This window comes from Flavobacterium microcysteis, assembly GCF_006385255.1.
In the GTDB taxonomy this organism is placed as follows: domain Bacteria; phylum Bacteroidota; class Bacteroidia; order Flavobacteriales; family Flavobacteriaceae; genus Flavobacterium; species Flavobacterium microcysteis.
The window spans coordinates 48,961-64,502 of sequence record NZ_VFJE01000045.1 but is presented as its reverse complement, the minus strand read 5'-3'; the positions used below and the strand labels follow the sequence as shown (position 1 = coordinate 64,502).

The window sequence follows — 15,542 nt, the reverse complement described above, 5'->3', positions numbered from 1 at the left end:
TGGGATAGTGAGCTTCCTGCGAGTATGAACCCGTAGTCGGGAGTGGGCTGTGCGTCGAATAGGTATTCGGAGTGATTTCCTCCGTAGGATTTCTCCCAGAGGATGTCCTGGGCTTGGAGCGAGCCTGCGGATAGCAGGACGCAGGCGGCCAGCAGTTGCGCCTTTGAGTGTTTGTTTGTAGTCATAAGCATGTATTTAAAATTTGGCTTGTTATTATTAGTTGTTGATAATTCAGTGTTTCGAAAGTTTTGGAACAATTTTACGCACTTTGAAAAACCCGCTATTACAGAAAATCTGTAAAAAATGTTAAAGTTTCGGATGCAAATATAAAATTATAATCAAATTTATAATTGAAATATTTCTTTGTTTAGTGTGAAAATAATACCATTTGTTGTTTAATAAGAAGATAATAAGCTAATAGCTGGAAAACTATTAGAAAAGATGAAAAAGTAGATTGTAATCAGAATTATTAAAAAGCTTGGATTAGGAATGTAATTGAATTAAAGATCTCTTTTAAATAACACCAGCACTCCTGATATTCAGCGGAATCTTCTATAAAAACGAATATCTGATACGGTATAACTAATCAAAAAATTCATTACTTTCGCAAATTGATTTTACAAAGCGATAAAAATGAGTACAAAATTTACTGAATACAAAGGACTTGACTTGCCAACAGTGGCTTCTGAAGTGCTTGATTTTTGGAAAAAACAAGAGATATTTGAAAAGAGCGTAACCACACGAGAAGGTAACAGCCCTTATGTGTTTTTTGAAGGCCCACCTTCAGCAAACGGATTGCCGGGTATTCACCACGTAATGGCACGTGCTATTAAGGATATTTTCTGTCGCTATAAGACTCAAAAAGGTTTTCAGGTAAAAAGAAAAGCAGGCTGGGATACACACGGACTGCCGGTTGAATTGGGAACTGAAAAAGAATTAGGAATTACTAAAGAAGATATCGGAAAGACAATTTCTATTGAAGAATATAACGAAGCCTGTAAAAAAACGGTTATGCGTTATACAGACGTATGGAATGACCTAACTGAGAAAATGGGCTACTGGGTTGATATGCAAGATCCGTATGTGACCTATAAGTCAAAATACATGGAAACTATATGGTGGCTGTTGAAGCAGATTTACGATAAAGGTTTGCTTTATAAAGGTTACACGATCCAACCCTACTCTCCAAAAGCTGGAACAGGATTGAGCTCGCATGAAGTTAATCAACCGGGAGCTTACCGTGATGTGACTGACACGACTATAGTGGCACAGTTCAAAGCCGTTTTAGAAACCTTACCTTCCTTTTTGCAAGGACTTGGTGATATCCATTTTTTAGCATGGACAACTACGCCTTGGACATTGCCGTCTAACACGGCACTTACTGTAGGGCCAAAAATTGACTATGTTCTGGTAAAGACATTTAACCAATATACATTTGAGCCAGTAAACGTTATTTTGGCAAAGAACCTGGTTGGTAAACAATTTGGTAAAGGTTATTTTGAAAGTACAGAAGATGCTGATTTTGATAAAGTAAAAAGCGGCGACAAACAGTTGCCATATAAAATAGTAACTGAAGCGCCGGGTGCTAAACTAGTGGGCATCCGTTACGAACAATTATTGCCGTTTACGTTACCATATCAGAATCCTGAAAATGCATTTCGGGTAATTTCGGGCGATTTCGTTACCACTGAAGATGGTACCGGAATTGTACACACGGCTCCTACATTTGGTGCGGACGATGCTAAAGTAGCGAAAGAAGCAACACCAGAAGTGCCACCTATGCTGGTTTTAGATGAAAATGGCACACCAGTTCCATTGGTAGACCTGCAAGGAAAATTCATATCTCATATGGGTGAGTTTGCCGGCAAATATGTAAAGAACGAATATTATAATGCAGGTGAAGCTCCGGAAAAATCGGTAGATGTTGAAATTGCAATTCGTTTAAAAGAAGAAAACAAAGCCTTTAAGGTTGAAAAATACGTACACAGTTATCCGCATAGCTGGAGAACTGACGAACCATTGTTGTATTATCCATTAGATTCCTGGTTTATCAAGGTGACGGATATAAAAGACAGAATGTTCGACTTGAATGAAACCATTAACTGGAAGCCAAAATCTACCGGAGAAGGTCGTTTTGGAAACTGGCTTAAAAATGCCAATGACTGGAACCTTTCACGTTCAAGATACTGGGGAATTCCGTTGCCGATATGGAGAACTGAAGACAAAAGAGAAGAAGTAATCATCGGTTCTGTTGAAGAACTGTATAACGCCATTGAAAAATCGATTGAAGCAGGATTCCAAAAAGAAAATCCGTTTAAAGGATTTGAAATCGGAAACATGTCAGAGTCTAATTATGATTTGGTAGACCTGCATAAGAATGTTGTGGATGAAATCGTTTTGGTTTCGCCTTCTGGAAAACCGATGAAACGTGAAACAGACCTTATTGACGTTTGGTTTGATTCTGGAGCGATGCCGTATGCACAGTGGCACTATCCTTTTGAAAACAAAGATAAGATTGATGGAAACAAAGACTTTCCAGCTGATTTCATTGCGGAAGGAGTCGATCAGACAAGAGGATGGTTCTATACACTTCATGCTATAGCTGCTTTGGTTTTTGATAAAGTAGCTTATAAGAATGTAGTCTCAAACGGTTTGGTATTGGACAAAAACGGACAAAAAATGTCCAAGCGTTTGGGTAATGCTGTAGATCCGTTTACAACATTGGCGGAATATGGCGCTGATGCCACACGTTGGTATATGATCTCAAATGCCAATCCGTGGGATAACTTAAAGTTTGATATTGAAGGAGTTGCCGAAGTACGTCGTAAATTCTTCGGAACCTTATACAATACGTATTCGTTCTTTGCCTTATATGCAAACATCGACGGTTTCTCTTATTCAGAAGCTGAAGTGCCATTGCAGGAAAGACCGGAAATTGACCGTTGGATATTATCGGAGCTGAATACTTTGGTCAAAAATGTTGACAGCTATTATACAGATTATGAGCCGACAAAAGCAGCAAGAGCTGTTTCTGACTTTGTTCAGGAGAATTTGAGCAACTGGTACGTTCGTTTATGCAGAAGAAGATTCTGGAAAGGCGAGTATGCGCAAGACAAAGTTGCTGCATATCAGACGCTTTACACCTGTCTTTTGACGGTTGCCAAACTAAGTGCTCCTATCGCTCCGTTCTTTATGGACAGGCTTTACAGAGATTTAACACAGGCAACACATAAGGAAACATTCGATAGCGTACATTTGGCCGATTTTCCGGAATATGCTGATAACTTTGTTGATAAGTCATTGGAAAGCAGGATGGAGAAAGCGCAGACGATTTCGTCATTAGTATTGTCCCTACGTAAAAAAGAGATGATAAAAGTGCGCCAACCCCTGCAAAAGGTAATGATTCCGGTACTTGACGCCAAACAAAAAGCAGAGATTGAAGCTGTATCTGACCTGATAAAAGCAGAGGTAAATGTAAAAGAAATTGAGCTGTTGGATGATGCTTCAGGGGTGTTAGTGAAGCAGATTAAGCCTAATTTTAAAGCATTGGGGCCACGTTTTGGTAAAGATATGGGTCTGATTTCCAAAGAAATACAAAATTTCTCGCAGGAACAGATCAATGAATTGGACAAAAATGGTTCGCTAGATATTGTTATATCAGGGAAAAGTATTAATTTAACCTCTGAAGATGTTGAGATTTCCTCTCAAGATATCGAAGGATGGTTGGTAGCAAATGCAAACGGAATTACAGTAGCTTTGGATATTACCATTTCAGATGAATTGAGGAAAGAAGGAGTTGCCAGGGAATTAGTCAATCGTATTCAAAACATCAGGAAAGACTCAGGATTTGAGGTAACAGACAAAATCAAGGTACAAGTCCAAAAAGACGGAATTATTGAAGAAGCGTTACAAGCAAATCAGGACTATATTAAGGCTGAAACGTTGACAGAAGAGCTGATAATTCTGGATAAAGTAGAAAACGGTATAGAAATTGAGTTTGACGATATAAAAACAAGTATATTAATTTCAAAATAATATAATATGGTAGATGAAGTTGCAAGATACTCAGATGCTGATCTAGCAGAGTTCAAAGAAATTATTTTAAAAAAAATACAAAAAGCACAAGCAGACTTAGATTTGATCAAAAGCGCCTATATGAATGACCTTAATAATGGAACGGATGATACATCACCTACATTTAAGGCATTCGAAGAAGGAAGCGAAACCATGTCAAAAGAAGCGAACTCTCAGTTGGCGATCCGCCAGGAAAAGTTTATCCGCGATTTGAAAAATGCACTTTTCAGAGTAGAAAACAAAACGTATGGTGTTTGCAAAGTAACAGGAAAACTGATCAGCAAAGAAAGGCTTAAAATCGTTCCTCATGCTACAATGAGTATCGAAGCCAAAAACCTACAGAGATAGTTGCTTACTAATAACAGATAATAAAAACGCTCCCGTATTAAGGAGCGTTTTTTTAATATTTAAAAGCACAGTCAAAACGAACCTATCGTAGCAAGTGATTTTATAAATAATATTTCTATTTTTGCGCAATAAAGTAAAGAAAATGTCATTAAAAAAAGCATATTTATTAGTTATCCTAATTCTTATCGTTGATCAGATATCCAAGATATACATCAAAACCAATTTTATCTATGGCGAAGATGGGCAGATAAACGTAGCCAGCTGGTTTAAGATTTTATTGATTGAAAACGAAGGAATGGCTTGGGGAACCCAAATTCCTGGAGATTATGGAAAACTAATCCTGACGCTTTTTAGATTGGTAGCCGTAACAGGAATTGGTTGGTGGCTATGGGATTCTGTCAAAAAACACAGCTCCCGATATTTAATCGTAGCCATTTCTCTTATTTTAGCAGGAGCTTTCGGAAATATTATCGATTCTGTTTTTTATGGTGTAATCTTTGACCATAGCACAGGCCAGACAGCTACACTTTTCTCGGACCAGCCTTATGGTACCTGGTTTCACGGGAAAGTAGTTGATATGCTCTATTTTCCAATCTGGGAAGGCAATTTGCCGGAATGGCTGCCTATCTGGGGAGGCAAGCACTTCACTTTCTTTAATGCAATCTTTAATATAGCTGATATGGCTATTTCTACAGGAGTAGGGATATTGATTGTATTCAATAAAAAAGCATTTTCAGGCTCTAATAAGCATTCAGAACTGGCTTAGTTCTGTCCCGGAGCATATTTTTTAGCACTCTTTTCTCCAGTCACTTTTTTAGCCTGTCCCGGAGGCAATGGTTTTGATTTGCTAGATTTGCTAGAAGTTCCGGTGCTGACACTTGCGCTACACCCTGAAATTGAAAATACAAAGCAAAGCAAAAGCAATCCAATAGATAATTTAAAAGGAGTTTTCATCTTTTTTTATTCTAAAGGTACGCATTTTTAACATTTTTTATTTATCTGCGAATACTTTAGCGAGTTCCTCTTGCAGTGAATCTCCTTTCAGATCTTTTGCGATGATGATTCCTTTTGGATTGATTAGAAAATTAGCCGGAATAGTAGTCACACCATAAAGCAGATAGCTTTCGCTATTATTTCCTTTTAAATCAGAAACCTGAGGCCAACTAAGCTTATCGCTAGTCACGGCTTTTAGCCATTTATCCTTATTGTTGTCAATAGAAACGCTTAAAATTGTAAAACCTTTTTCTTTGAATTTTGTATAGGTGGTAATTAAATTAGGATGTTCTTTTCGGCAAGAAGCACACCACGATGCCCAAAAATCTAATAAAACATAACTGCCTTTAAAAGAAGATAAGCGAACTTCATTGCCATTCATATCAGTTATGGTGAAATCTTTGGCAGATGAACCCACGGCAACCATACGGGATTTCAATATGTTTTCTTCAATAACGGCGGCTTGAGGAGTTGTTTTCAGATTCTTATCAAGTCGTTTATAGGCGGCTTCGATTTTATCAACGAATCTGCTTTGACCTGATATCCCTCTTAGCACTTCCAGGCTGACATAAGAAGCGGGATTTTCGGTTATAAATTCCAACTCCAGTTCTGTGCGTTCGTAGAAAAGCTGTCTTAGTTTTGTATTAGTGCTGTTAACTAATGCGGTGTCTTTTTTTTCCATCTCGGTAAAAAGCTCAGGATCTTTTATCGCTCGGATTTTTTTAGACCACGGAATAAGTTTGAGACGATACAATTCCATTGTTTCATTTAACGGAGTTCCGCCAACAGAAGCGTTGGTCAAGGTGTCAGGGTTATTGAATTTTATTGTCCCTTTTTCAAGATAAAGTGCCAGATATTCAGCCACGATATTTGCCTTCATCGGATTTTCATTGCGATATAAAGAAGCCTTTACTGGTTTGTCAATCTGGCCTGAGAAGGTGAATTTTTTCTTATGGACCTTAGCAGAATCCATTGCGGTTTTTCCATTTTTTTCATAAACCAAATACAGTATATCTCCATTCTTCAATTTTTTGCCATTTCCTTGAATTGTATACTTTAATTGTGCATTTGTTGTTATTGCAAAAAAGAAAATAAAAGAGACAAAAAGATAAGTTTTTCTAGTTGCTCTGAATTGGTGGTAGCCAGGTTTTTGCATCTATTCCTGTTTTTAAAGTGCTAAAAATAAGTGTTTTATTGTAAAGAATAATAATTGATGCAAAAATTATTATTTGTTAGCCAAACCGATATACAGTGTTTGGAGTCACACAAAAATCCAATCTAACATCATTTTCGAAGACATCAGTGATTTCTTCTTCCGCCTCAAAAAAAGAAAGTCCGATTTTCAATGTGTCTTTTTTGCAACCGGATAAAAAAAGATCATAGAATCCTTTTCCGTAGCCTGCACGGTGTCCTTTAGTGTCAAAAGCCAACAGCGGAACAAAAACCACATCTATTTTATCAACAGGAACCTCAATTCCGTCAACAGGTTCCGGGATATTGTATTCGTTTTTTCGGAATTTAGTATTGTCAGTCAGTAAAAAGTGAGTCATTTTCCGAGTCTCGAAATCCGATTTGGAAACCACAATTTCCTTGTCTTTTCCGGCCAGTACCTGAAGCAGGAATTCGGTATCGACTTCCTTATGTTCGCTGATAGGCAGAAAAATATGATAGTATAATTTATCCCAGATATCCATTTGAGCAACCTGATTGGCAATAGCAAGACTTCGCTCTTCTATAGCGTCTTGTGAAAGTCCAGCTCGTAAAGCCTTGTATTTTAATCGTAATTCTTTCTTGTGCATTTGTTTTGTTTTTCAGCCCTGGTTTTCCAATGCTGTCGTAATATGAAAAATGGCATCGCCCTGATACACGATAGGAGCATCATTGACATTGATGATATATCCGGAATTAGGCGCCTTTACTTTATATTCTACTTTTCCATAAGGATCTGAAATAGTAGCCAGTACCTGACCTTTTTCTACATACGAACCAATTGTTGTCAATCCATGAAACAGACCGGAAGCTTTCGCACGAATCCACGTAGATTTTTCGATATAAATAATCTTTTGATTGGCATCAGCAGCTTTCCTTTTAGGATTCAGCATTCCAAAATGATTAAGGAAACGTTTTGTGCCTTCAATGCCATGTTCTGTGATTGATTCATTGATGTCAAGTGATTTTCCACCTTCAAACAGCAACATTTTTACGCCTAAACGATCGCAGGAATTTCGGAATGAACCTGAAATGTTTTTGGAATACAGGGCAAAAGGTGCATGGAAAACATCGGCTAGTGCTTTTAATTCGTGATTGTTAGGAACAATGCGTATTTGTGGAGCATTAAATCGGCTGGCACCACCGGCATGAAAATCAATACAATAATCAACATTCGGAATGATTTCCTTCAAAAGATAATAAGCAAAGCGACTGGCCAACGATCCGTTTTTGCTACCTGGAAAAACACGATTCATATCGCGGCCATCTGGAAATTCACGGCTTCGGTTCAAAAAGCCAAAAACATTAATAACCGGAATACAAATAATAGTGCCTATTTTAGGTCTGTTGATTTTCTGTACAATAAGCTGTCGGACAATTTCAATCCCATTAATCTCATCTCCATGAAGTCCTGCGGAAAATAAAACCGTAGGGCCGTCTATTTCTGAACGTTCAATAATTACTGGTATTTTCAGCTTCGTCATCGTATGGAGTTTTGCAATTTCCATATTCAGAGTCCGGCTCTCGCCTGGAAGGATGGTTTCGCCCAAAATGGTAAGGCTTTTATAGGATGGTTTCGCCATGTCGTGTTTAAAAATATAAATGTATAAAAATTGAGATTCGGAACGCTAAATATTTCCTAAAACCATTTAAAAATTGAAATTGAGTGCTTGCAATTCGGAATTTTTGAAACTAACTTTGTAAGATGCGAACTCCTCTTGAACTTCAGATTCAGACATTGCCCGATGGACCGGGTGTATACCAGTATTATGATAAGGATGATAAGATTCTGTATGTAGGGAAAGCAAAAAATCTTCGCAAGCGTGTTTCGTCCTATTTCAATAAGCTGCACGATAGCGGGAAGACCAATGTTTTGGTTCGCAAAATCGTTTCCATCAGGCATATAGTCGTGCCAACAGAAACGGATGCCTTGCTACTTGAAAATAACCTGATAAAAAAACTCCAGCCGCGATACAATGTCTTGTTGAAAGATGACAAGACCTATCCATGGATTTGTATCAAGAAAGAGCCGTTTTCAAGGATATTCACCACCAGAAATATGATAAAGGACGGATCGGAGTATTTCGGTCCTTATACGAGCTTTAAGACAGTTCATACGCTTTTGGATCTTATCAAGGAGTTATATCCTTTGAGAACCTGCAACTATGATTTGTCCAGAGAAAATATTAATTCAGGGAAATACAAAGTCTGTTTGGAATACCACATCGGAAACTGCAAAGGACCGTGTGAAGGATACCAATCTTTGGAAGATTACCAAGGAAATGTAGAAGCTGTCCGCGAAATACTAAAAGGAAATTTCAAGGAAAGCTTAAAAGACTTTAAGACGCTCATGAAAAATCTCGCTTCTGAAATGAAGTTTGAAGAAGCACAAAAGATAAAAGACAAGATTGAAACCTTAGAAAATTACCAGTCACGGTCTACGATTGTCAATCCAAGGATTTCAAATGTAGATGTGTTTTCTATTATTTCTGACGAAAGTATGGCCTATATCAACTTTTTGCAGATTTCACACGGAGCGATCATTCGTTCGCATACGATGGAACTGAAAAAGAAGCTGGACGAATCAGACGAGGAACTGCTGGAATTGGCTATTGTAGAAATGAGGGAGCGATTCAGATTACTGTCAAAAGAAGTGATCGTGCCTTTTGAGGTTGATTTAGGTGAAAACATTAAAGTAACTGTTCCGCAATTGGGTGATAAGAAACAAGTTTTGGAACTCTCTATCCGAAATGCGAAATTCTATCGTATGGATCAGCTCAAACAATTGCAGATTGTTGATCCGGACCGACATACAAACAGAATCATGGCGCAGATGAAAAAAGACCTTCGTCTTTCTGTCGAACCAAGACATATTGAATGCTTTGACAACTCCAATATTCAAGGAACCAATCCTGTTGCGGCCTGCGTAGTGTTTAAGGATGGCAAGCCAAGCAAAAAAGACTATCGCCATTTTAATATCAAGACGGTTGAAGGGCCAAATGATTTTGCTTCTATGGAAGAAGTCGTTTACAGAAGATACAAAAGATTGTTAGACGAAAACCAGCCTTTGCCACAGCTCATCATCATTGACGGTGGAAAGGGACAGCTGTCTTCAGCATTGAAAAGTTTGGAAGATTTAGATTTACGGGGTAAAATAGCAATCATTGGTATTGCCAAGCGTTTGGAAGAACTGTTCTATCCGGGCGATTCGATTCCGTTGTATCTGGACAAGAAATCAGAAACATTGAAAGTCATCCAGCAACTGCGAAACGAAGCGCACCGTTTCGGGATAACACACCATCGCGATAAAAGAAGCAAAGGAGCCTTAAAAACTTCAATAGAAACCATACCTGGAATTGGTGAAAAAACTATGGTTACGCTAATAAAACATTTCAAATCTGTTAAAAGATTGTCACAGGCAACAGAAAAAGAAATTTCTGACGTTGTAGGTATTTCAAAAGCCAAAAAAATTACCGACTTTTACAATTCCACCAAGTAACCTATCCTATGAAAAAAATAGCTCTTATACTTCTGCTGATGTTCTCTGTCTCGGTGGTATTTTCACAAGAGCAGAAAAAACCAAAAGTAGGATTAGTTTTAAGTGGAGGTGGAGCAAAAGGACTGGCCCATATAGGTGTCCTAAAAGTACTGGAAGAATCCGGAGTAGAGATTTCTTATATCGGAGGAACCAGTATGGGAGCAATTATTGGCGGACTCTATGCTTCGGGATATAGTGCCACCCAAATTGACTCAATCTTCAAGACGACGGATTATGATGCCTTGATTCAGGATTATATCCCAAGATCGACTAAAAACTTCTACGAAAAAAGGAATGACGAGCTATATGCGCTGACATTGCCTTTCAAAAAAATGAAAATCGGAATTCCGAGAGCCTTGTCAAAAGGGTTGTATAATTTCAATATGCTCAACAAGCTAACGCACAACGTGAGACATATACGGGATTTTAACCAACTGCCGATTCCGTTTTTGTGTATTGCCACAGACATTGAAACCGGACAACAAGTGCTATTGAATAAAGGTTCCCTTCCGCAGGCTATGGCAGCAAGTGCGGCACTACCATCGTTATACATGCCTGTTGAAATTGACGGCAAATTGCTGGTAGATGGCGGCGTTACCAATAATTATCCAATTCTGGAAGTGAAAAATCTAGGTGCTGATATCATTATTGGTGTTGACGTACAGGACGACCTGAAAGGCAGAGATGCCTTGACAGATGCTACGAAAATTTTGGTTCAGATATCAAATATGCAGATGATCCAGAAAATGGATCGTAAAAGAAAGGCGACGGATATTTATATAAAACCCGACATTACGGCCTATTCTGTTATTTCATTTTCTCAAGGTCAAGAAATTATCAAAACAGGAGAAGATGCAGCACGGAAAGTAATTGACCAGATCCAAAAAATAGGAAATGCGGAAAAGCCTGTGAAAAGGTTAGTTCCTTTGCAAAGAGATAGCCTGTTTGTCAGTGAAATTAGGACGCCTCAGTTGGAAAACTATACCCGTACCTATGTCATCGGAAAGTTGGGATTTGTAGCCGGGTCTAAAATAAGCTATGAAGATTTGGACAAAGGAATCAATACTTTGAGCGCAACCCAAAACTTTAGCAGTATTGGCTATTCGTTTTCCAAGTCGGCTTCCGGAAATGATGTGTTAAACATGACTTTGGTAGAAAATCCAATCAAGACCTATCTGAAATTTGGATTGCATTATGATGGATTATACAAAAGTGCCATTTTGTTGAATGTAACCCAGAAAAAACTTCTTCTGAAAAACGATATCGTTTCTGTGGATATTGGGCTGGGAGATAATTTTAGGTATTATCTGGACTATTATATTGATAATGGATTTTACTGGAGTTTTGGGATCAAATCCAGGTATAATACCTTTAACCGTAACGTACTTACAGACTTTAACGATGGCGAACTGCTGAACTTGTTTGGGTTGAGTTCAATAAATATCGATTATTCCGATTTTACCAATCAGGCCTATTTCCAAACCCTTTTTGCCCAAAAATTTCTTATTGGAGCCGGGGCGGAGTACAAGCACTTGAAGATTAAGACAAAAACATTTGAAGCAACAGATCCTGTTTTGGAAAACAGCGATTACCTGAGCGTTATTGCATATGTGAAATACGATTCTTTCGACAAGAAATATTTTCCGAAAAACGGATTCCTTTTTAGTGGCGATTTCCAGTCTTTCCTATATTCATCAGACTATACCAATGAATATCAGAATTTCAGTATCCTTAAAGGAGAAATGGCTTTTTCGAAAACCTTTTTTAATAAATTTACGCTAAACCTTCAATCTGAAGCCGGATTCACGGTAGGTGAACAGAGCGTCCCATTCTTTGATTTTGTATTGGGCGGCTATGGCTTCAACATGATTAACAACTTTAGGCATTTCTACGGATATGATTTTGTGAGTCTTTCCGGAAATAGCTATATCAAGGGAGCCGTGGGTGTTGATTATGAGATATTCCGAAAAAACCATTTAAACTTCATGGCAAATTATGCCAACATCGGCAATAAGATTTTTGATAGCAGCAGTTGGTTTGACCGTCCAAATTTTTCGGGATATTCCTTTGGATATGGCCTGGAAACAATCATCGGACCGGTAGAAATCAAGCATTCATGGTCGCCGGAAACCAAAGACCATCATACATGGGTTAGTGTAGGATTCTGGTTTTAAAGAATCTATTCCTGAAAAATTATATCTACCGTTTATGTGTTAATTATTCCATAAAAAAACTATATTTGGAACCAATAAACACTAAACTAATCAAATATATGTCTATTTGGAGAAGAAAATCACTTACACAATTACTGTCAGAAGCATCGGAAGATGAAAAAGGCTTAAAGAAAACATTAACTGCGCCAGGATTGGTAGCCCTAGGAATAGGAGCGATAATAGGGGCCGGATTATTTTCGATAACAGGTCTTGCCGCATCGATGAATGCAGGCCCTGCAATTACGATTTCTTTTTTAGTAGCTGCATTTGGATGCGTTTTTGCTGGTTTGTGCTATGCGGAATTTTCTTCAATGATTCCGGTAGCCGGAAGTGCCTATACCTATTCATTTGCAACAATGGGAGAATTTGTAGCATGGATCATAGGTTGGGATTTGGTACTGGAATATGCTGTTGGAGCGGCTACGGTTTCAATTAGCTGGTCCAGATATCTCGGTAAATTTTTGAGCGGCTATGGAATCCATATAGACGATGCCTATATGCTTTCTCCTTTTGAAGGAGGAATAATAAATGTTCCTGCTGTACTGATTGTCATGATAATGTCATTAGTATTGATGAGAGGAACCAAAGAGTCTGCTTTCGTAAATGGAATCATCGTACTCTTAAAAGTTAGTGTTGTATTGATTTTTATTGCTGTTGGATGGCAATACATCAGACCAGAAAACTACACACCTTATATCCCGGCAAATAAAGGAACTTTTGGTGAATTTGGATTTTCGGGAATTATTAGAGCTGCTGCTATTGTATTCTTTGCCTATATTGGTTTTGATGCCGTTTCTACAGCAGCCCAAGAAGCTAAAAATCCAAAAAGAGACATGCCAATAGGAATATTATTGTCCTTGGCAATCTGTACTGTTTTATATGTTCTATTTGCCCATGTGATGACAGGGGTGGTGAATTATCAAGCCTTTGCCGGAAAAGACGGTATAGCGCCTGTTGCCATTGCAGTAGAAGCGATGGGGCCTGCAGGAGCAGATGGAATGATTACGCCAGCCTATCCATGGCTTAACAATGCAATTCTTCTGGCAATTTTAGGAGGATATGCATCGGTAATTTTAGTGATGCTTATGGGGCAGAGCCGTGTATTCTTCTCTATGAGTAAAGACGGACTTATGCCAAAAGTATTCTCTGAAGTGCATCCAAAATTTAGAACTCCTGCTAAAAACAACTTCCTGTTCATGGTAATCGTAAGCCTTTTTGCTGCGTTTGTACCTGCTAGAGTTGTGGGAGAAATGACAAGTATTGGAACATTATTTGCCTTTATATTAGTTTGTATCGGTGTATTGATAATGCGTAAAAAAATGCCGGATGCACCAAGAGCGTTCAAGACGCCGTTGGTTCCATTCGTGCCGATTGCAGGAGTATTGGTTTGTTTATTCATGATGGTATTTTTACCATTGGATACTTGGATTCGTCTAATTGTTTGGATGATGATTGGTTTTGACCTTTACCTGTTTTACGGAATGAAAAACAGTATCCTGAATAAAGGAAACTTTAACTTAGACAGCTTTAAAGTAGTAGCCGGTTCCGGGTTTGGAATGGTTGTAGCTTTAGTGATTGTAGCAATCATCCACCACAGAGATCCAAATATTGACGATAGTTTCTTATATTATTTCTCATTGGCTTTTGCGGCAATTCATGCCTTGATCTATGCCTATAGCTATAAAAAAACCAGATAGATTTTCTCTAAAATAAATAAAGGCATTACTGAAAAATTTTATATTCAGTAATGCCTTTTTCCTTTTTATAAATATTTCACAAGAAATAAGGTGAAAAAATTAATTTTTCCGATATTTGTGACTATGAATACAAGTTGGGACGGTTTATTGGCACATCTGAAGTTTCTCATTAAGAGAAACCCAGAATGAGTTTTTGGATTCTATATCTGAAATCTAAATTCATAATTTATAAATCTAATAATTATGCCATTATATCATAAATTGGGGAATTTTCCCCAAAAGAGACATACGCAATTTGAAAAACCAAATGGCGGATTCTATTACGAGCAGCTTTTTGGTACAGAAGGTTTTCACGGACATTCTTCTCTGTTATACCATGTCCACAGGCCAACGCAAGTAAAAGAAATCAAAGCTTCGTATTCTGTTGAACCTAAAATTGCCATTGGTAAAAATATAAAGTCATTGCTGCTTAAAGGTTTCGAATTGAAGCCACAGGAAGATTTCCTGGATAGCAGAAAAGCAATGCTTGTCAATAGAGACTGTACGATAGGTTTGGCAGCTCCACAAAAATCATTACGTGACTATTTCTATAAAAATGCCGATGCCGATGAAATGATTTTCATTCACAGAGGAAAAGGAACCTTGCGTACAATGATGGGTAACATACCTTTTGAGTATGGAGATTACCTGATTATTCCAAGAGGAATTATTTATCAGATCGATTTTGAAACTTCTGATAACCGTTTGTTCTACGTAGAATCTTTTGCGCCTTTTTACACGCCAAAACGATACAAGAACGAATCAGGACAGCATTTGGAACATTCGCCATTTTGCGAAAGAGATTTCAAATTGCCAACAGAACTAGAAACCTATGACGAAAAAGGAGACTTTCTGATCAAGATTAAAAAAGAAGGAATGATCCATGAAGTAGTATATGCAACACATCCTTTTGATGTAGTTGGATGGGACGGATATAATTTTCCTTACGGTTTCAGTATTCATAATTTTGAACCAATCACAGGGCGTGTGCATTTACCGCCACCAATACACCAGACTTTTGAGACATCAACTTTCGTTGTTTGCTCTTTCTGTCCGAGACTTTACGATTATCACCCAAAATCAATTCCGGCTCCATACAACCACAGCAACATCGATAGCGATGAGGTACTGTATTACGTTGACGGCGATTTCATGAGCAGAAACAATATCGAGCAAGGACATATCACGCTGCATCCAAAAGGAATTCCTCACGGACCGGCACCAGGTGCTATGGAAAGAAGTATTGGCAAAACAGAAACCGAAGAATTGGCAGTTATGGTAGACACCTTCCGTCCGTTGATGGTAACCGAAGAAGCAATGGGATTGGACGATGGGCAATACTATAAGTCTTGGGTAGAGTAACAAAAAACAAATAAAACAAAAAACAACTAGCAGCCCTGGAGGGTTTCATACCCTGCTAGGGTTGGAAAA

Annotated in this window: 11 protein-coding genes and 1 pseudogene; 7 read left to right on the top strand and 5 right to left on the bottom strand. The window is 38.1% G+C overall.

Annotated elements, in window-relative coordinates; translation table 11 throughout:
- Positions 1-185: pseudogene (locus FJA49_RS18545) on the bottom strand (hypothetical protein); the annotation flags it as partial.
- A gap of 448 nt (positions 186-633) precedes the next feature.
- Between FJA49_RS18545 and ileS the strand changes: the two are divergent.
- The 3 genes from ileS to FJA49_RS00510 all read left to right on the top strand — a co-directional run bounded on the left by ileS (position 634) and on the right by FJA49_RS00510 (position 5,188).
- Positions 634-4,035, top strand: a complete 3,402-nt coding sequence (gene ileS, locus FJA49_RS00520) for an isoleucine--tRNA ligase (protein WP_139997743.1) — start codon at positions 634-636, stop codon at positions 4,033-4,035.
- Between the two features lie 6 nt (positions 4,036-4,041).
- Positions 4,042-4,422: a TraR/DksA family transcriptional regulator gene (locus FJA49_RS00515; protein ID WP_056067507.1), complete on the top strand. Its 381-nt coding sequence runs from the start codon at positions 4,042-4,044 to the stop codon at positions 4,420-4,422.
- 142 nt (positions 4,423-4,564) lie between these two features.
- Positions 4,565-5,188, top strand: coding sequence for a lipoprotein signal peptidase (locus FJA49_RS00510; RefSeq protein ID WP_139997741.1), 624 nt, complete (start codon positions 4,565-4,567; stop codon positions 5,186-5,188).
- Here FJA49_RS00510 and FJA49_RS00505 read toward each other — a convergent pair.
- The 4 genes from FJA49_RS00505 to FJA49_RS00490 all read right to left on the bottom strand — a co-directional run bounded on the left by FJA49_RS00505 (position 5,185) and on the right by FJA49_RS00490 (position 8,207).
- Complete coding sequence (locus tag FJA49_RS00505) at positions 5,185-5,376, bottom strand: hypothetical protein (protein ID WP_139997739.1); 192 nt, start codon at positions 5,374-5,376, stop codon at positions 5,185-5,187. The two genes, FJA49_RS00510 and FJA49_RS00505, sit on opposite strands and share 4 nt — an antisense overlap.
- A 37-nt stretch (positions 5,377-5,413) precedes the next feature.
- Entirely contained in the window at positions 5,414-6,571 is a 1,158-nt protein-coding gene (locus FJA49_RS00500) for a TlpA disulfide reductase family protein (protein WP_139997737.1), read from the bottom strand.
- A 76-nt stretch (positions 6,572-6,647) separates the two neighbouring features.
- Positions 6,648-7,214, bottom strand: coding sequence for a 5-formyltetrahydrofolate cyclo-ligase (locus tag FJA49_RS00495; protein WP_139997735.1), 567 nt, complete (start codon positions 7,212-7,214; stop codon positions 6,648-6,650).
- A 12-nt stretch (positions 7,215-7,226) separates the two neighbouring features.
- Entirely contained in the window at positions 7,227-8,207 is a 981-nt protein-coding gene (locus FJA49_RS00490) for a succinylglutamate desuccinylase/aspartoacylase family protein (protein WP_233590043.1), read from the bottom strand.
- Positions 8,208-8,329: 122 nt separating this feature from the next.
- On the opposite strand from FJA49_RS00490, the gene uvrC reads away from it, so the two are divergent.
- From uvrC to FJA49_RS00470, 4 genes are all read left to right on the top strand, one after another.
- On the top strand, positions 8,330-10,123 hold the full coding sequence (uvrC, locus tag FJA49_RS00485; RefSeq protein WP_139997733.1) for an excinuclease ABC subunit UvrC: 1,794 nt from the start codon (positions 8,330-8,332) through the stop codon (positions 10,121-10,123).
- A gap of 8 nt (positions 10,124-10,131) precedes the next feature.
- On the top strand, positions 10,132-12,336 hold the full coding sequence (locus FJA49_RS00480) for a patatin-like phospholipase family protein (protein WP_139997731.1): 2,205 nt from the start codon (positions 10,132-10,134) through the stop codon (positions 12,334-12,336).
- A 98-nt stretch (positions 12,337-12,434) separates the two neighbouring features.
- Positions 12,435-14,072 (top strand): amino acid permease, encoded by a 1,638-nt coding sequence (locus tag FJA49_RS00475; RefSeq protein ID WP_139997749.1) that lies wholly within the window; start codon positions 12,435-12,437, stop codon positions 14,070-14,072.
- A gap of 243 nt (positions 14,073-14,315) precedes the next feature.
- On the top strand, positions 14,316-15,473 hold the full coding sequence (locus FJA49_RS00470; RefSeq protein ID WP_139997729.1) for a homogentisate 1,2-dioxygenase: 1,158 nt from the start codon (positions 14,316-14,318) through the stop codon (positions 15,471-15,473).
- The last annotated feature ends 69 nt before the right edge of the window (positions 15,474-15,542 follow it).